Origin of the sequence: Amycolatopsis sp. NPDC006125 (assembly GCF_040614195.1) — a bacterium.
Lineage (GTDB): Bacteria > Actinomycetota > Actinomycetes > Mycobacteriales > Pseudonocardiaceae > Amycolatopsis_E > Amycolatopsis_E tucumanensis.
In genome coordinates this window covers 216,764-233,844 of sequence record NZ_JBEXTZ010000001.1, presented here as the reverse complement: position 1 = coordinate 233,844, position 17,081 = coordinate 216,764, and the positions used below count along the sequence as shown (strand labels likewise).

At 73.3% G+C, this 17,081-nt stretch carries 16 protein-coding genes and 1 pseudogene; 8 read left to right on the top strand and 9 right to left on the bottom strand.

What is annotated here, in order from left to right; genetic code table 11:
* Positions 1–85: 85 nt before the first annotated feature.
* Genes ABZ193_RS01170 through rimO form a run of 3 tightly spaced genes read right to left on the bottom strand, consistent with a single transcriptional unit; the run spans position 86 to position 2,594 of the window.
* On the bottom strand, positions 86–550 hold the full coding sequence (locus tag ABZ193_RS01170) for a CinA family protein (RefSeq protein WP_027936477.1): 465 nt from the start codon (positions 548–550) through the stop codon (positions 86–88).
* On the bottom strand, positions 547–1,176 hold the full coding sequence (pgsA, locus tag ABZ193_RS01165; protein ID WP_020422106.1) for a CDP-diacylglycerol--glycerol-3-phosphate 3-phosphatidyltransferase: 630 nt from the start codon (positions 1,174–1,176) through the stop codon (positions 547–549). Before pgsA ends, ABZ193_RS01170 begins: the two co-directional genes overlap by 4 nt.
* Positions 1,173–2,594, bottom strand: a complete 1,422-nt coding sequence (rimO, locus tag ABZ193_RS01160) for a 30S ribosomal protein S12 methylthiotransferase RimO (RefSeq protein WP_237337403.1) — start codon at positions 2,592–2,594, stop codon at positions 1,173–1,175. Before rimO ends, pgsA begins: the two co-directional genes overlap by 4 nt.
* A gap of 80 nt (positions 2,595–2,674) precedes the next feature.
* Between rimO and ABZ193_RS01155 the strand changes: the two genes are divergently transcribed.
* The 3 genes and pseudogenes from ABZ193_RS01155 to ABZ193_RS01145 all read left to right on the top strand — a co-directional run bounded on the left by ABZ193_RS01155 (position 2,675) and on the right by ABZ193_RS01145 (position 4,328).
* Positions 2,675–3,187 carry an amino-acid N-acetyltransferase gene (locus ABZ193_RS01155; RefSeq protein WP_017981804.1) on the top strand — a complete coding sequence of 171 codons (513 nt, stop codon included), beginning with the start codon at positions 2,675–2,677 and terminating at the stop codon, positions 3,185–3,187.
* 114 nt (positions 3,188–3,301) lie between these two features.
* Entirely contained in the window at positions 3,302–3,727 is a 426-nt protein-coding gene (locus tag ABZ193_RS01150) for a phospholipase (RefSeq protein WP_354708396.1), read from the top strand.
* A gap of 62 nt (positions 3,728–3,789) precedes the next feature.
* A pseudogene (locus ABZ193_RS01145) lies at positions 3,790–4,328 on the top strand (hypothetical protein).
* A 20-nt stretch (positions 4,329–4,348) separates the two neighbouring features.
* Here the strand turns inward: ABZ193_RS01145 and ABZ193_RS01140 are convergent.
* A complete protein-coding gene (locus tag ABZ193_RS01140; protein WP_354708383.1) occupies positions 4,349–6,832 on the bottom strand; it encodes a DNA translocase FtsK in 2,484 nt (827 codons plus the stop codon).
* A gap of 107 nt (positions 6,833–6,939) precedes the next feature.
* Between ABZ193_RS01140 and ABZ193_RS01135 the strand changes: the two genes are divergently transcribed.
* Both ABZ193_RS01135 and ABZ193_RS01130 read left to right on the top strand, forming a co-directional pair.
* A complete protein-coding gene (locus ABZ193_RS01135) occupies positions 6,940–7,764 on the top strand; it encodes a lysophospholipid acyltransferase family protein (protein WP_020422101.1) in 825 nt (274 codons plus the stop codon).
* Positions 7,749–8,066, top strand: a complete 318-nt coding sequence (locus tag ABZ193_RS01130) for a chorismate mutase (RefSeq protein ID WP_020422100.1) — start codon at positions 7,749–7,751, stop codon at positions 8,064–8,066. The genes ABZ193_RS01135 and ABZ193_RS01130 overlap by 16 nt, the downstream gene beginning before the upstream one ends.
* Before the next feature lie 570 nt (positions 8,067–8,636).
* On the opposite strand, the gene ABZ193_RS01125 is transcribed toward ABZ193_RS01130, so the two are convergent.
* Positions 8,637–9,983 carry an LLM class flavin-dependent oxidoreductase gene (locus ABZ193_RS01125; protein WP_354708382.1) on the bottom strand — a complete coding sequence of 449 codons (1,347 nt, stop codon included), beginning with the start codon at positions 9,981–9,983 and terminating at the stop codon, positions 8,637–8,639.
* Positions 9,980–11,275, bottom strand: coding sequence for an MFS transporter (locus ABZ193_RS01120; protein ID WP_354708381.1), 1,296 nt, complete (start codon positions 11,273–11,275; stop codon positions 9,980–9,982). Before ABZ193_RS01120 ends, ABZ193_RS01125 begins: the two co-directional genes overlap by 4 nt.
* An 88-nt stretch (positions 11,276–11,363) precedes the next feature.
* Here ABZ193_RS01120 and wrbA point away from each other — a divergent pair, with 88 nt between their 5' ends.
* Together wrbA and ABZ193_RS01110 are read left to right on the top strand one after the other, a co-directional pair.
* On the top strand, positions 11,364–11,975 hold the full coding sequence (gene wrbA, locus ABZ193_RS01115; protein WP_354708380.1) for an NAD(P)H:quinone oxidoreductase: 612 nt from the start codon (positions 11,364–11,366) through the stop codon (positions 11,973–11,975).
* Positions 11,976–12,099: 124 nt separating this feature from the next.
* Entirely contained in the window at positions 12,100–13,119 is a 1,020-nt protein-coding gene (locus ABZ193_RS01110) for an EamA family transporter (protein ID WP_039791916.1), read from the top strand.
* On the opposite strand, the gene ABZ193_RS01105 is transcribed toward ABZ193_RS01110, so the two are convergent.
* Positions 13,022–13,978 carry a helix-turn-helix domain-containing protein gene (locus tag ABZ193_RS01105; RefSeq protein WP_354708379.1) on the bottom strand — a complete coding sequence of 319 codons (957 nt, stop codon included), beginning with the start codon at positions 13,976–13,978 and terminating at the stop codon, positions 13,022–13,024. The genes ABZ193_RS01110 and ABZ193_RS01105 overlap by 98 nt on opposite strands.
* A 70-nt stretch (positions 13,979–14,048) precedes the next feature.
* On the opposite strand from ABZ193_RS01105, the gene ABZ193_RS01100 reads away from it, so the two are divergent.
* Positions 14,049–14,381: a cupin domain-containing protein gene (locus ABZ193_RS01100; RefSeq protein ID WP_354708378.1), complete on the top strand. Its 333-nt coding sequence runs from the start codon at positions 14,049–14,051 to the stop codon at positions 14,379–14,381.
* Here ABZ193_RS01100 and ABZ193_RS01095 read toward each other — a convergent pair.
* Positions 14,378–15,331: a zinc-binding dehydrogenase gene (locus tag ABZ193_RS01095; protein WP_354708377.1), complete on the bottom strand. Its 954-nt coding sequence runs from the start codon at positions 15,329–15,331 to the stop codon at positions 14,378–14,380. The genes ABZ193_RS01100 and ABZ193_RS01095 overlap by 4 nt on opposite strands.
* An 87-nt stretch (positions 15,332–15,418) precedes the next feature.
* Positions 15,419–16,987 (bottom strand): substrate-binding domain-containing protein, encoded by a 1,569-nt coding sequence (locus tag ABZ193_RS01090; RefSeq protein ID WP_354708376.1) that lies wholly within the window; start codon positions 16,985–16,987, stop codon positions 15,419–15,421.
* Between the last annotated feature and the right edge of the window lie 94 nt (positions 16,988–17,081).

The following is a 17,081-nucleotide window of genomic DNA, read 5'->3' as shown; positions in this document are numbered from 1 at the left end:
CCTTCCTGATACCGACCACGTTACCCAGTTCGAGCGCCTCCTCGCAGCGATTGACACGGGGATACGCCCAGGGCGAACGCCCCGATCAAGTGAGATGTTCCCCCAGCAGGTCGAGCGCGGCCGTCACCGACGCGCGCCGGACGGCCGCGCGGTCGCCCTCGAACCAGTGGGTGCGCACGTCCCGGCCGGCCGGCCCGGCGAGGCCGATGTGCACGGTGCCGGGGGCGACGCCGTCCTGCGGGTCCGGCCCGGCCACGCCGGTCAGCCCCAGTCCCCAGTCCGCGCCGCAGCGCTCCCGCGCGCCCTCCGCGAGCTGCGCCGCCACCTCCGGGTGCACCGCGCCGTGCGCGGCCAGCAGCGCCGGGTCCACCCCGGCGAGCTTCGCCTTGAGGTCGGTGGCGTAGACCACCAGCCCGCCGCGCACGACCGCGCTGGAGCCGGGCACCTCGGTCAGCGTCGCGGTGACCAGGCCGGCGGTCAGCGACTCCGCGGCGGCCACCGTCTGCCCGAGCCGCACCAGCGCGGCCACCACGGGGCGCGCCGACGTCATGCCCGGGCCGCCGCGCGCAGCCGCACGGCGCGCACGACGTAGTCGGCGCCGGTGAGGACGGTGAGCGCCACCGCGAGGCCCATCAGCGCCCACTGGACCGGCAGCGCGCCGTCCGGCAGCGGCAGCAGGTAGGTCACGATCGCCAGGATCTGGGTCATCGTCTTGGCCTTGCCGCCGCGGCTGGCCGGGATCACGCCGTGCCGGATCACCCAGAACCGCAGCAGGGTGACGCCGATCTCGCGGACCGCGATCACCACGGTCACCCACCAGGGCAGCTCGCCGAGCAGGCTCAGGCCCACCAGCGCCGCGCCGATCAGCGCCTTGTCCGCGATCGGGTCGGCGATCTTGCCGAAGTCGGTGATCAGCCCGTAGCGGCGGGCGACCCAGCCGTCCACCTGGTCGGTCAGCGACGCGATCGCGAACAGCACCGTCGCGCCGATCCGCCAGCCGGTGTCCTCGCCGCCGCCTGCGAACAGCGCCAGCACGAACAGCGGGACCAGGATGATCCGGGACAGGGTCAGCAGGTTCGCGACGTTGAGCGTGGGGACCGGGGTCGGCTCGGGCTCGCGGTGGGGCGGGCCGGCCTCCCCGCCCGCCTGCGCCGACTCCTCCGCCGCGGCGCTCATCTGCCCGTGTCCGGCTCGACGAGCAGGTCGACGCCCTCGGAGCCGACGACCCGGCAGCGGACCATCTGCCCGGCCTCGAGGCCGTCGCCGTCGAGCACGATGCAGGCGCCGTCGACCTCGGGCGCCTGGTGCGCCGCGCGACCGGACACCTCCTCGTCGTCGGCCTCCTCCACCAGCACCTCGACGATCTCGCCGACGCGGTCCTCGGCGCGCTGCGCGGTCAGCTCCTCGACCAGCGCGGAGACCCGCGCGACGCGCTCGGCGACCACCTCGGGGTCGATCTTGCCGTCGTAGGTCTCGGCCTCGGTGCCGTCCTCGTCGGAGTAGCCGAACACGCCGACCGCGTCCAGCCCGGCCTCGGTGAGGAAGTGCTCCAGCTCGGCGACGTCGTCCTCGGTCTCGCCCGGGAAGCCGACGATCACGTTGCTGCGGATGCCCGCCTCCGGCGCGTACTCGCGGATCTGCTGGATCAGCGCGAGGAACGACTTCGTGGAGCCGAAGCGGCGCATCCGGCGCAGCACGGTCTCGCTGGAGTGCTGGAAGGACATGTCGAAGTAGGGCGCCACACCCGGCGTGGTCGCGATGGCGCGGACCAGGTCCGGGCGGGTCTCGGCGGGCTGCAGGTAGGACACGCGGACCCGCTGGATGCCCTCGATCCCGGCCAGCTGGGGCAGCAGCCGCTCCAGCGCGCGGGTGCCGCCCAGGTCGCGGCTCAGGTCCTTGCCGTAGGACGTGGAGTTCTCGCTGACCAGGAACAGCTCCTTGACGCCCTGGCCGGCCAGCCAGGCGGCCTCGGCGAGGATCTCGTCCGGGTGGCGCGAGACGAACGAGCCGCGGAACGACGGGATCGCGCAGAACGAGCAGCGGCGGTCGCAGCCCGAGGCGATCTTCAGCGCCGCCACCGGCGAGTCGGACAGCCGGTTGCGCAGCACGCGGGGACCCCAGCCGTGGCCGGGGATCGACACGTCCTCGGTGGCGGCGGCGCGCTCGACCGGGGTGATCGGCAGCAGCTTGCGGCGGTCGCCCGGGGTGTGCGAGGCGATGGTGCGGCCGGCCGCGACGTCGTCCAGGCGGGCCGCGAGGTCGTTGTAGTGGTCGAACCCGAGGACGGCGTGGGCCTCCGGCAGGCTCTCGGCCAGCTCGGCGCCGTAGCGCTCGGCCATGCAGCCGACGGCGACGACCTTCGCGCCGGTGTCGGCGGCGGCCAGCAGCGTGTCGACCGAGTCCTTCTTCGCCGACTCCACGAAACCGCAGGTGTTCACGACGATCACGTCGCTGCCCTCGGGTTCGTCGGCGAGCTCCCAGCCCCCTTCGGCGAGCCGGCCGGCCAGCTCCTCGGAGTCCACCTCGTTGCGGGCGCAGCCCAGGGTCAACAGGGAGACACGACGGCCGGAGGGCTCGGTGGCGGCAGAAGACACGACACTCAGGGTAGCTGGCGGGCGCGGGCGTGGCCGAACCCACCGCGACAGGCCCGCCCCCGCCCCGATACGGTCGATCAGTGCACGGTGATCCTTCCCCTACCGTCGAGATCCGGCGGGCCCGGATCTCGGATGTCCGCAAGATCAAGGCGTTGGTGGACGCGGACGCGGGGCGGGTGTTGCTCGAGAAGGAGCTCGTCACCCTGTACGAGGACATGCAGGAGTTCTGGGTCGCCGACCGCGACGGGGAAATACTGGGCTGCGGCGCGCTGCACGTCCTGTGGGAGGACCTGGCGGAGATCCGCACGGTCGCGGTCGACAAGCGGATGCGCGGGCAGGGCATCGGGCACCGGCTGGTCGCGCAGCTGATCTCGCTGGCGCGGGAACTGGGGCTGCGCCGGATCTTCGTGCTGACCTTCGAGACGAGCTTCTTCGCGCGGCACGGGTTCACCGAGATCGACGGCACACCGGTGCCGAGCTCGGTGTACGAGGAGATGCGCCGCTCGGTGGACCCGGGCGTGGCCGAGTTCCTCGAACTCCCCTACGCGAAGCCGAACACGCTCGGCAACACGCGGATGCTCCTGGAGCTGTAGCGGTTGCGCCCGCCGGGTGAAGTTCGCCCGGTATCCACCTTTCGGGGCTGGTGGCCGTGATCCCTCGGCCGGAAGCTGATCATGGTCGTCCCCCTGATCAGCGAGGAGCCCCGGATGCGCGCCGCCGCCCGTCGTCTGCTGTCCACGGCCGCTCTGGCCACCGCACTCGTCGCCGGCGCGGGCACCGCGCAGGCGGTCGACGTCCGGTCGGTGACCGACACCTACCTCTTCGGCACGTCGCTGAGCCGGTTCGAGCAGATCCGCGCGGACCGGCCGTACGCGGCGAAGCTGGACTGGTCGTCGGACACCTGCTCGTGGTCGCCGGACAAGCCGCTCGGGTTCGACTTCTCCCCCGCCTGCCACCGGCACGACTTCGGCTACCGCAACTACAAGCGGCAGGACCGGTTCACCAGCGCCAACCGGAAGAAGATCGACGACAACTTCTACACCGACCTGAAGACCATCTGTCACGGCGACTGGCGCTGCAACGGCACGGCCTGGACGTACTACCAGGCGGTCCGCCAGTTCGGCGGCTCCTAGACGAATAAGTCCTAAGTCGGGGTGGTGTGTGGAGATGGGTGAAGGGTGTTCAAGATCAGTTTGTGAGGACCGACCTGAACACCCTTCTGACCGCACTGTACGTCAAGATCGATGACCACCTCGGTACGCCCGCCCGTGTCGGCAGGCCACCCCGGCTCTCAGATGCCGAGCTGCTGACGCTGGCGGTGGGCACGGCTACTGCGCCAGCCACTCCCGCTTCTTCTGGAGCCTGCGCCTGCACCTGATCTGCACCCCAGCCGGATTACCAGTCACCTGGGCGCTGGCCGACCCCAAAATCGACGAGCGCCAGGTGCTGATGGCCGTGCTGGACGCCGACCGCGGAGTGCGACTGCGGCGACCGTCCTACCGCAACCGCACCCCGCACCCCGCCCAGCACCTGCTCAAACCGGTCCGCCAACTCATCGAATCAGTCAACGCCACCCTCAACGGCCAACTCGACCTCGAGCTGCACGGCGGTCGCACCACCGAAGGAGTCGCCGCCCGCATCGCACAACGACTCCTCGCCCTCGCCGCCGCCATCCGGCACAACCACCGCCACCGCCAACCCACCACCCGATCCCTGATCGCCTACGACCACTAACCGAGATCGGAATTACTCATCTAGTCCGCCTCGCCGTCGTCGTCCGGCATCGAGCCGCCGCGGATGAGCATCAGCGTGCCCTCCAGGTCCTCCGGCTTGACGAGCACGTCGCGGGCCTTCGAGCCCTCCGACGGGCCCACCACGCCGCGCGTTTCCAGCAGGTCCATCAGCCGCCCGGCCTTGGCGAAGCCGACCCGCAGCTTGCGCTGCAGCATCGACGTCGACCCGAACTGCGAGGTGATGATCAGCTCGGCCGCCTGCAGCAGGACGTCGAGGTCGTCGCCGATGTCCGGGTCGATCTCCTTCTTCTCCCCGGCCTTCGCGGCGGTGACACCCTCCTGGTACTCCGGCTGCGCCTGCTCCTTCGTGAAGTTCACGATCGAGGCGATCTCGTCGTCGCCGACGTAGGCGCCCTGGATGCGGACCGGCTTGCCGGCCCCCATCGGCAGGTACAGGCCGTCGCCCATGCCGATCAGCTTCTCCGCGCCCGGCTGGTCCAGGATGACGCGCGAGTCGGTCAGCGACGACGTGGCGAACGCCAGCCGCGACGGCACGTTGGTCTTGATCAGGCCGGTGACGACGTCGACCGACGGGCGCTGCGTCGCCAGCACCAGGTGGATCCCGGCGGCGCGGGCCTTCTGCGTGATCCGGACGATCGCGTCCTCGACGTCGCGCGGCGCGGTCATCATCAGGTCGGCCAGCTCGTCGACGATCGCCATGATGTACGGGTACGGCCGGTACACGCGCTCGCTGCCCGGCGGCGCGGTGATCTCCCCCGATTTGACCTTGCGGTTGAAGTCGTCGATGTGCCGGACCCGGTTGGCCTGCATGTCCTGGTAGCGCTGCTCCATCTCCTCCACCAGCCAGGCCAGCGCGGCGGCCGCCTTCTTCGGCTGGGTGATGATGGGCGTGATCAGGTGCGGGATGCCCTCGTACGGCGTCAGCTCGACCATCTTCGGGTCGATCAGGATCATCCGCACCTCTTCGGGCGTCGCCCGCGCCAGCAGCGACACCAGCATCGAGTTGACGAAGCTCGACTTACCGGAACCGGTGGAGCCTGCGACCAGCAGGTGCGGCATCTTCGTCAGGTTCGCGGTGACGAAGTGGCCCTCGATGTCCTTGCCGAGCCCGATGACCATCGGGTGGGTGTCCTTGCCCGCGGTGGACGAGCGCAGCACGTCGCCGAGGCGCACCATCTCGCGGTCGGAGTTGGGCACCTCGATGCCGACCGCCGACTTGCCGGGGATCGGCGCGAGCAGGCGGACGTTGTCGGTGGCCACCGCGTACGCGATGTTCTTGGTCAGCGCGGTGATCTTCTCGACCTTCACGCCCGGGCCGAGCTCGACCTCGTAGCGCGTGACCGTCGGGCCACGGGTGAAGCCGGTGACCTGCGCGTCGACGTTGAACTGCTCCAGCACGCCGGTGATCGCCTCGATCATGGCGTCGTTGGCCTTGCTGCGGGTCTTCGGCGCGTCGCCCAGCTGCAGCAGGTCGGCCGGCGGCAGCTCATAGTCGCCCTCGACGGTCCGGGTGACCGCCATGACCGGTTCCGGCTTCTTCGGCTTCTTCTCCGGCACCGCGGCGGGCACCGGCTTCGGCGGGCGGGCCGGCGAGGGCGGCTCGGCCAGCGCGGACTCGATGTCCAGCTGCTCGGGGTCGGCGCCGCTGGCCTGGCGGCGGCGGGACGGCTTGCGCAGCCGCACGGACTTCGGGTCGGCCTCGGTGACCTCGTCGCGGCGCTCGGCGCGGGCCTCGCGCTGCGCCTCCTCCTCGGCCAGCTCCTCCGGGTCCAGGCCCCAGGTGCGCACCAGGTGCGGGATGTCGCGGATGCGGGTGGCGGTGAACACGAGCAGGCCGAACGCGAGCGCGAGGAACAGCAGCGGCACCGCGACCCAGGCCGTCACGCCCTGGGCGAGCAGGTCACCGGACAGGAAGCCGAGGATCCCGCCCGCGTAGCGCTGGTTCTCGGCGTCGTGCGGGCGGCCGTTGAACAGGTGCAGCAGCCCCAGCAACGCGAGGACGCCCAGCATGGTGCCGATGACCATGCGCGGGCGGACTTCCGGTTGCGGCTCGGTGCGCATCAGCACCACGGCGGAGACCACCAGCGCCAGCGGCAGGGTGACCGCGCCGGCGCCGAAGATCGTGCGGGTGGCCAGCTCGACGTAGCCGCCGACCGGCCCGGCCGCGCGCCACCACACGCCGGCGGCGACGATCAGGGCCAGCGCGATCAGGCCGAGGGCGAGCCCGTCGCGGCGGTGCTCGGGCTCCAGCTCCCGGCCGCGGCCGACGGTGCGCACCAGGCTGCCGAGGCCCTTGGCCAGCAGGTTCCAGCCGCCGCGGACGGCCTTGCCGAACGTCCCGGCCTTCTTCTTCGGGGCCGGTTTGCGGGCACGCGAGGCCGCGGGCCGCGACTTGGCCGCGCCGCGCGTGCTCCTGCGCGCGGTGCTGCCCTTGCCGCCGGTCCGCTTCGTGCCGCTGCTCCTCGTCGCCGCCCCGCTAGCCATGCCTCTACGGTAACCGCCTGGCCCCACCAACCCCAGGTGCCACACTCGGCACAGCGGGAACTTCGCCTTCACCGGCGGACCTTGATCCGCCATTCCGGTGATCTGCCATGCTGACGACCATGTTCGCGCTGCACTCCGACGACACCGGGCAGACACGCCGCAGGCCACCGGCGGTCTGGCGGACCATGACCCGGGTGGACCAGGGGCTCGTCGCGCTGACCGGCAGGCTGCGGATCACCGGCCGGATCGCGCCGGAGCTGCGGGGACGGCCGTTCCTGATGGCGTCCAACCACATCGGCGTCTTCGACCCGTTCGTGCTGATCGCCGCGTGCCGCCGGATCGGCATCGCGCCGCGGTTCATGCTGGCGGGCGGGATCCTGGACGCGCCGGTGATCGGGCCCGCGCTGAAGGTCAGCGGGCACATGCGGATCGACCGCGGCAAGGCGAGCGCGCTGGAGCAGTTCAAGCAGGCCGTGGAGGAGATGCGGACGACGCCGAGCCCGATCATCGTCTACCCGGAGGGCCGGATCAGCCACGACCCGGGCCTGTGGCCGGAGCGCGGCAAGACGGGCGCCGCGCGGCTCGCGATCGCGGCCGGGGTGCCGGTGGTGCCGGTCAGCCAGTGGGGCGCGCACGAGGCCGTGTACTGGGGCACGGAGAAGGTGACGGGTCCCGCGGACCTGCTGCCGCTGGCCCGGTCCGGTCTGACCGCGCCACTGCGGCGGCCGACGTACCGCGTGCACTTCGGCGAGCCGGTGGACCTGAGCGACATCGAGCCGGAGCGGCCGGGCGCCGGGGTGCGCGCGCACGCGAAGATCATGCGCGCCATCACGGCCGGCCTGGTCCCGTTGCGCCGCGACGAGCCCGACAAGCCGAAGTTCCACGACCCGACGCGCCCGACGGACACCGTCAGCCCGTGGCGGCCCCGGTGACGGACGCCCCGAAGTCGCTGGCGGAGGTCCGCGCCCGCATCGACGCACTCGACGCCGAGCTGACCGGCCTGCTGGCCACCCGCCAGTCCCTGGTGCGCGCGGCGGCCGCGTTCAAGGCCGACTCGCAGGCTGTTCGCGCGCCCGGCCGGGTGGAGCAGGTGGTCGCGGCGGCGCGGGAACGCGCGGCCGCCGCGGGGCTGGCCCCCGAGGTCGCCGAGGCGGTGTGGCGCGCCATGATCGGCGCGTTCATCGAGCTGGAGCTGGGCGAGCACGCCCGGATGGCGGGAGGCGCTTCGGCGTGAAGGGTTTCGGTGGCGGTTCGCCGCGCCCGGGTGGGCGGGCGGTCAGCCCGCCGCCGAGCGGCTCCCGGAGCGCACGCACCCTCCGCACGGCGGCCGCCGCGAACGGCAAGCCGCGCCGGGTGCCGGCCGCAGCGGCAGCGGCGTGACCGGGCCTGGGTGGCCCCGCCCGCATGGCCGGGTCCGCGTGGCTGGCGCCGAACAGCGCCCCGGGGGGCGTGCAAGGCGCCACCCGAGCCGCTGCCGGTGGGAAACCGGCCGATCTGAGTGGTGGCAACCCGGTGAGGATCGCTGCCGAGGCGAGCAGCGACCTCAGCGGCGGCAAGCCCCACCCGAACGGCCGGCTGCCAAGCCGCAGCCCGAAGCAGCCTCCGCCCGTCAGCCCCAGCGGCCATGAGCCGAGCCCGGGTGTCCGGGCTCGGCCCCGCCACCGAGCCGCTTCCCCACGCCGGGTCGGCTGCACCGGGTAGTCCACTCCGGTGAGGGATCGCTGCCGAGGCGAGCAGCCGACCTCAGCGGCGAACAGCCCGACCTGGGTGGTGGCTCCATCGCCGCCTGGAGCGAGAAGCGGCCTCAGCGCCGGTGAGCCGCGCCCGGGTGGTCGGCCGCCAGGCGCGGCCCCGCACCGCCGAGCCGCTCCCGCAGCGTGCCGCCCTCCGGCTGGGACGGAACCCGGCCCCGGCGGCGCAGCTCCGGCACCACCCAGCGCGCGAAGTCCACGAACGTGCCCGGCGTCGTCACGTACGCCAGGTTGAAGCCGTCCACGTCGGCCTCCTCGGCCCACCTCTCCAGCTCGTCCGCGACCTCCGGGCCGGATCCCGTCACGACCGGGCCCCGCCCGCCGAGCCCGATGAAGCCGGCCAGCTCGCGTGGCGTCCACGCCCGCTCGGCCGTCGTGAACGCGGCCAGCGCCGACCGGTTCGCGTCGCCGTCCCGGTAGGTCAGCGGCTCGTCCACCGGCAGTTCGGCCAGGTCGACGCCCGTCCAGCCGCCGAACAACGCGAACGCCCCCGGCACGGACACCAGCGACTGGTACTCGCGGAGCTTCTGCTCCGCCTCCGCCGACGTCTCACCGACCACCGGCGTCAGCATCGTGAAGATCTTCACCGCCCGCGGGTCCCGGCCCTGCTCGGCCACCCCGGCGCGGATCGCGTCCACCGAGCGGCGCACCACCCGCGGCGACGGCCCGGACACGAACACGGCCTCCGCGTGCCGCGCCGCGAACCGCACGCCCCGTGGCGACGCGCCTGCCTGGAACAACACCGGAGTGCGCTGCGGTGACGGCTCCGACAGGTGCGGCCCCGGCACCGCGAAGTACTTGCCCTTGTGCCCGATGTCGTGCACCTTCGCCGGATCCGCGTACACCCCGCCGGACCGCACGACCGCGCCGTCCTCCCACGAGCCCTCCCACAGCTTGTAGCAGACCTCGAGGTACTCCTCCGCGATCTCGTACCGCTCGTCGTGCGGCACCTGGGCGTCCAGGCCGAGGTTGCGCGCCGCACTGTCCAGATAGGACGTCACGATGTTCCATGCGACCCGGCCCCGCGTCAGGTGGTCCAGTGTGGACAGACGACGGGCCAGCGAGTACGGCTGTTCGTACGTCGTCGACACGGTGACCCCGAACCCGAGGTGCGAGGTCACCGCGGCCAGCGCGGGCAACAGCACCGTCGGCTCGTTCACCGGGATCTGCGCGGCGTCGGCGACCGCGGCGTCCTTCGACCCGCCGTAGACGTCGTACACGCCCAGCACGTCGGCGAGGAACAGGGCGTCGAACCCGCCGTCTTCGAGCGTGCGCGCCAGGTCCAGCCAGAAGGACAGGTCGGTGTAGCGGTGCCCCTCGTCGGCGGGGTGCTTCCACAGCCCGGCCGACTGGTGCCCGGCGCAGTTCATGTCGAAGGCGTTCAGGTAGATGCGGCTCATGCGAGGCCCCCGGAGTTGGTCTCCCGCGCGAACCACGCGGACGCGAACGTCAGCACCGCCAGCCCGGCGAAGTAGGCGACGATCAGCCACGGCCGCCCGTCCCCGGCCACCAGCAGCGCGGCGGCGATCAGCGGCGCGAACCCGCCGGAGAGCACCGCGCCGATCTGGTACCCCAGCGACGCGCCGCTGTAGCGCACGCGCGTGTCGAACAGCTCGCCGAACCACGCCGCCTGCGGCCCGTACATCGCGTCGTGCACCACGTTGACGCCGAACACGATCGCCAGCACCACCGCCACCGCGGAGCCGGAGTCGGCGGCGAGGAAGAACAGCACCAGCGCCACGATCCCGGCGAGCGAGCCGAACAGGTACGGCGGGCGCCGCCCGAACCGGTCGGACAGGTAACCCCACAGCGGCGTGCTCACCAGGCCGATCGCGGAGGCGACCATCACCGCGATCAGCCCGACGGCGCTGTCCCCGCCGAACGTGGTCTGCAGGTAGGTCAGCGAGTACGTGGTCAGCAGCACGAACAACGCGATCTGCGACAACCGCAGCCCGGTGGTCAGCACGACGTTGCGCGGCTGCGTCCGCAGCACCTCGACGACCGGCAGCCGGGCGGTCTCCCCGCTCGCCTTGAGCCGCTCGAACACCGGCGCGTCGGTCAGCCGGAGCCGGATCACCAGACCGACGACGACGAGCACGAAGCTGAGCAGGAACGGCACCCGCCACGCCCAGGACAGGAACGCGTCGCCGGCGATCGTGCGCACGAGGTAGAAGACGCCGGTGGCCAGCAGCATCCCCGCCGACGACCCGAGTTGCGTGAAGCTGCCGAACAACCCGCGCCGCCCGGGTGTGGCGTGCTCGATCGACAGCAGCGCCGCGCCGCCCCACTCGGCGCCGACGGCCAGCCCCTGCAACAGCCTCAGCACCACCAGCAGCGCCGGGGCGAGGATCCCGGCCTGCGCGTACGTGGGCAGCAAACCGATCGCCGTGGTGGCGATCCCCATCAGCAGCAGCGCGCCGACCAGCACCGCCTTGCGGCCGACCCGGTCACCGAGGTGGCCCGAGATCACCGCCCCCAGCGGCCGCGCGCCGAAGCCGACCGCGTAGGTGCCGAAGGCCGCGAGCGTGCCCGCGGTCGAGGAGACGTTGGGGAAGAACAGCGGCTTGAACACCAGCGCGGTCGCGGTGGCGTAGAGGTAGAAGTCGTACCACTCGATGGTCGTGCCGATCATGCTGCCGACCGCCGCGCTCCGTGGCGTGGTGCGCGGCGCGGCGGGGACCGTCGTCGTCATGTCCTGGCACGCTAGGGTTCCCGGGCGCCGCCCCGCACCAGGTCTCACATGATGGAACGTGCGATTCGATACCGGTAGGGTGATCATCGTGACCACTCGGATCCTCGTCGTGTACTACAGCGCCACCGGCAACACCGCGAAGCTGGCCGCCGCACTGGCCGGCGGGGCCGCCGACACCGGGGCGGAGGTGCGCGTCCGCACGGTCGCCGAGACCGCCCCGCCCGAGGCGATCGCGACCAACCCGCGCTGGCAGGCGTGGGTCGACGCGGGGCCGCACGACGAACTGGCCACGCTCGCCGACCTGGAGTGGGCCGACGGGCTCGCGATCGGCAGCCCGACCCGTTTCGGTGGTCCCGCGAGCCAGCTCAAGTCCTATCTGGACACCACCGGTGGCCTGTGGGCCAAGGGGAAGCTGGTGGACAAGGTCGCGACGTCGTTCACCACGGCGTCCACCGCGCACGGCGGGCTGGAGGCGACCGTGCTGGCGATGAACAACATCTTCTACCACTGGGGCGCGATCGTGCTGCCGCTCGGCTACGGGCAGCCGCACCTGCTGGAATCCGGGAACCCCTATGGCGGTTCGTTCGTGTCGCGCAAGTCGGCCGAGCCGGACAAGGAGTCGCTCGAAGCGCTGCGCATCCAGGGCCACCGGCTCGCGACCATCGCGGGTTACGTGCGCGTCGGCCGCGGCGGCGCCTGAGCGGCGCGGGGCAGCCGCATCCCAGCCCGTCCCCGGAGTAACCGGCACGCGAGTTTGACCGGTTATGCGAGGAGTGACGGAATTCCGGTACCGCCGTACCGGTCGGCCGCTTAGGGTGGGCGGAGTGGTCACCGAAGCTCCCGCACCGCCGCGTGCGTTCGTCCCGCACCGCGGGCGCGGCACGACGCTGATCCTCGTCTCCTCGGTCTGTTTCGGCAGCTCCGGCACGATCGCGAAACCCGCGATGCTCGCCGGCCTGTCCGCCGAGCAGGTCGCCGCGGCGCGGATCGGGCTCGCGGCGCTGGTGCTGGCCGCCGTGGTGGCCGTGGTGAAGCCGTCGCTGCTGCGCGTCCGCCGCGCCGAGTGGCCGCTGCTGCTCGGCTACGGCCTGCTCGGCGTCGCGGGCGTGCAGCTGTGCTACTTCGTCGCCGCCGGACGGCTGCCCGTCGGCATCGCGATCCTGCTCGAGTTCACCTCGCCGGTGCTGATCGCGTTGTGGACGCGGTTCGTCCGCGGCGTGCGGCTGCCCGGGCGGATGTGGGCCGGGATCGCGCTGGCCATGGCCGGGCTGGCGGGCGTAGCGCAGGTGTGGCAGGGGCTCAGCCTCGACGCGGTCGGCCTGCTCGCCGGGCTCGGCGCGGCGGTGTGCTCGGCGGCGTACTTCCTGCTCGGCGAGCACGGCGTCACCACCCGCCACCCGATGGGCATGGTCACCTGGGGCATGATCATCGGCGCGGTCGCGGTGTGCGCGGTCGCCCCGCCGTGGACGATGCCGGCCGCGGTCCTCACCGCCCCGGCCGAGTTCGGCCCGTGGCACCCGCCGGTGTGGCTGCTGCTGGTCGCCGTGGCGTTGTTCTCGACCGTCCTGGCCTACGCCATCGGCCTCACCGCGCTGCGCCACCTCCCGGCCGCCGTCGCGAGCGTCATCGGCCTGCTCGAACCGGTGATCGCCACCGCCACCGCGTGGGCGCTGCTGCACGAAACGCTGGCGTGGCCCCAGCTGGCCGGCGCGGTCGTCCTGCTCGGCGGCGCGCTGATCGTGCAGCTCAACTCGCCGCGCGCGCAGGTTCCGGAGCCCGCAGCGCCCGCCGGTACGCGCCCGGCGTCGTTCCCACCTGGTCCCGGAACCGGCGGCGCAGGTTGACCGCCGACGCGAGCCCCACCCGCGCCGCGATCGCGTCCACCGGCAGATCGGTGTCCTCCAGCAGCCTGCGCGCCTCCGCCACGCGGCGGGACAGCAGCCACTTGCCCGGGCTCGTGCCGAACCGGTCGTGGAAGCGCCTCGTCAGCGTGCGGGGTGAGACGTTCAGCCGCGCGGCCAGGCCGGCCACCGACAACGGTGTCCCGAGCCGCTCGCCTGCCCACTCGAGCAGGTCGTCCAGCTCGTCCCGGGCCGGGGCCTGCGGCGTGACCCGGACCTGACCGCCGTCCCGGTGCGGCGGCATCACCATGTGCCGCGCGAGGAGGGCGGCGTGCGCGGCGCCGTGGTCCCGCCGGACGAGGTGCAGGCACAGCTCGATCCCCGCGCCCGCACCGGCGCTCGTCGCGACGTCGCCGTGGTCCACGTAGAGCTGGTCCGGCTCCACGCGCACCGCCGGGAACTCGCGCCGCAGCTGCTCGGCGCGCTCCCAGTGGGTGGTGGCCGAGCGGCCGTCGAGCAACCCGGTGCGCGCCAGGGCGAACACGCCGGAGCAGATCGTGACGAGCCGCGCTCCACGGGCGTGGGCACGCAGCAACGCGTCGCGCACGCGCGGGGACAGGGGCGCCTCCACCGGCGCCCAGCCCGGGATGATCACCGTGTCCGCGTCGTCGAGCGCGGACAGGCCATGCGGCACCGACAGGGCGTACCCCGCGGTCGTGGGCACGGTTCCCGGCTCCTCGGTGCACACGTCGAACTCGTAGTACCGCGGCACGCCGTCCCGCACCGTGCCGAAGACCTCCATGGCGCAGCCGAGCTCGAACGTCGACTGCACCGGCTGCACCAGGGCGACCACGCGATGCATGGCAGAAAAGTACCCCACGGTGTCCTCGCGGGCACTGTCCCGGCCCGGTCCGCACCCGCATCCTGGGGCCATGCACGAAATCCTCGCCCAGGAGGGCTACACCTCGGTCTCCGTCGACGAAGCCCCGGTCCGCGAACCGTTCCCCGGCGTCCGCCACCGTCCGTTGTGGACCGGGCCGGACGGGGCGCACGCCGATCTGCTGGAGATGGACCCCGGCGCGTCCTGGCCGCACCGCGACGTGCACGAACCGGGCCCCGAGGAGGTCTACGTCGTGGCAGGCACGTTCCACGACGGCGCCCGCGAGTACCCGGCGGGGACGTTCCTGCACGCCCCCGCCGGAACCTGGCACGTACCCTCGACCGCCACGGGCTGCACGCTGTTCCTGTTCTACCCGGAGGGCTAGCGGGACGGCGTCAGCACGATCCGGCCGAACACCTCGCCGCTGTCCATCTTCCGGTGCGCGAGCCCGGCCTCGGCCAGCGGCAGCACCTCGTGCACGACCGTGCGCAGCTCCCCGCGTGCCGCGGCGGCGAACTGCGCGGCGCGGACGGTTCGCCGCTCGGCCGCGGGCACCGTGTCGGCGCTGAAGGTGGCCACCGACAACGACTTCCGGAATCCGGCCATCAGCGCCGCGCCGAAGTCGGCGGGCGGGCCGCCGACCACGCCGACCAGCACCGCCCGCCCGTTGGGGCCGAGCTTGCCGACGAAGTCCGGGAAGTCGGGGCCCGCTACGACGTCGACGATCACGTCGAACCCCGCGCCGCCCGCGCCGGAGCGGTCCAGCACGTGCGTCGCGCCCAGCTCGCGCAGCCGCTCGCCCCGCGCGGCCGACGACGTCGTGACCGCCACCGCACCGGCGCCACCGCGCGCCGCGAGCTGGACCGCGGTGAGCCCGATGCTGCCGGCCGCACCTCGCACCAGCACCGACTCGCCCGGCGCGAACCCGGCGCGCGCGAGGGCGAAATGCGCCACCACACCGGAACCCCCGAGTGCCACCGCGTCCACCGTGGACAAACCGGCGGGCAGCGGCAGCACCTCCCCGGCCGGCACCACAGCTCGTTCGACATACCCGCCGCCCGTGCCGGTGAACCCCCACGCGCGCCGGCCCAGCAGGGTCCGGTCGACCCCGTCGCCGACCGCGATCACGGTGCCGGCCACCTCACCGCCCGGGATGTGCCCGGCCGCGAACCCGTGAGCGGCGAGCGCGCCGCGGCGGATCACCGCGTCCACGCCACCGACCCCGATCGCCTCGGTCTCGATCAGCACCTGCCCGGCCGCGGGCTCGGGCACGGGAAGGTCCACCACGGCCAGGCCCTCCGGCCCGCCGAACTCCTTGATCACCACTGCTTCCACGTCCGCCGACGCTAACGAACGCACCCGTCGGCCGGGCCGAAGTGAGAGCACCGGCGGCGAATCTGTCTCGCTCGCCGTCCGCGTGGTTCAGGCGCCGGTGAGCCGGGCCAGCGCGCCGTAGAACACGTCGGTGATCCGCGCCGGATCGGGCGCGGCGAACGTCTGACCGCCGGTGGGCGTGGTGATCGCCGCCAGCTCGTCCACGTCCACGTCCGGGCCGATCCCGATGCCGATGATCGCCACCGGCCGCGCCGGGTCGGCGAGCTTCGCCAGCTCCGCGACCAGCGCGTCCCGGCTGATGCCGTCCGCGTCGTCGTTGCGCCCGTCGGTCAGCACGATCACCAGGTTGAGCCGCCCCGCCTGCCACTCCGCCGACGCCAGCCGGTACGCGGCCAGCACCGTGTCGTACAGCCCGGTGTCCCCGTCCGGCGTGGCCTGGATGGCGCGCAACCGGTCCGCCGCCCCGGACGCCAGGTGGTCGCTCACCGGCCGCATCGGCAGCACCTCGCGGTAGTCGCGGTCGCCGTCCAGGTGCGTGGCGAACTCCCACACGCTGCTCTCCGACGTCGGCTTGAACAGCGACAACGCCCGCGCGGCCGCGTCGGTGGTCAGCTGCATGCGGGTCTGCCCGGTGCCCGGCACCTCGACGTCCATCGACCCCGACACGTCGATCAGCACCCGCGCCCGCGAGCTGGAGTTGATCCGCGCCCACTGCCCGAGCAGCGCGTCGACGTCGGCGTCGGTCGGCACCGCGGGCGAGGGCAGGGTGCGGTCGCTGACGTTCTGCGCCGCGCCGTCCCGCAGGTATCGGCCGTCGGGCGTGCGAAACCCGGCGTTGGCCAGCGCGTTCGACCCCTCCAGGCCCAGCAGCGCGGACAGCAGCGCCCCGGCGGCCGAGCGCTGCGCCTCCCCGGCGCCGCCGAGCACGGCGAACGGGTAGTCCAGCGCGGGCGCCTGCGGCTGGTAGGTCGCGACCAGCCCGCTCTGGGTGCCCGCGACGCCGTTGCGCACGTTGTAGCGCAGCAACGCGTTCTCCGACACCGGGAACCCGGCGAGGGTCCGGTCGGCCAGCCGCGCGAACAGGTCGTCGGTGGTGGGCACCGCGTTCGGCGACAGCCGGCGCAGCGTGGCGGCGTAGGCGTCCGCGGCGGGCACCGCGGCCCGGATGCCGATCAGCGCGGACAGACCGGCCGGGTCCCGCCCCGGGTCGGGCACGCCGAGCGCCAGGCCGGGCGCGCCGAGCACGTCCGACCAGGCCGGCGCGCGGCCCGGCCAGCCGAGGCCGGCCGCGGCCTCCTCGGTCAGCGCGAACACCACCGGCGAGCTGGCGATGCTGGTGCCGCCCGCGATCCCGCTCGCGCCCACCCCCTTCGCCCGCCGCAGCTGCAGCGTCGATTCCGGGATCCACACGTCCGGGCGGATCTCGCCGCCGGGCAGGGCCAGCGACTGCGCGACCGCCGCCGAGTCGACGGCGTTGACCTCGAAGGCCGCGCACTCGGTCTGCGCCACCCGGCGGGCGACCTGCGCGACCGCCGGGGCGACCCCGGGCGCGGCGGCGACCCGCACCACCGCGGGCCGGTCGCAGCCGCCCTGGTCACGCGCCACGTCCGCGGCGATCCAGCCGGCTCCGCCCAGCAGCACGAGGACACCGGCCATCACCCACACCCGCCGCGGCCGCCGCCGGGCAGGAGACGAATGTCGGCCCACCTCGCACCGCCTCCGCTGGATCGCTCGCCAGGACGAGATCCAG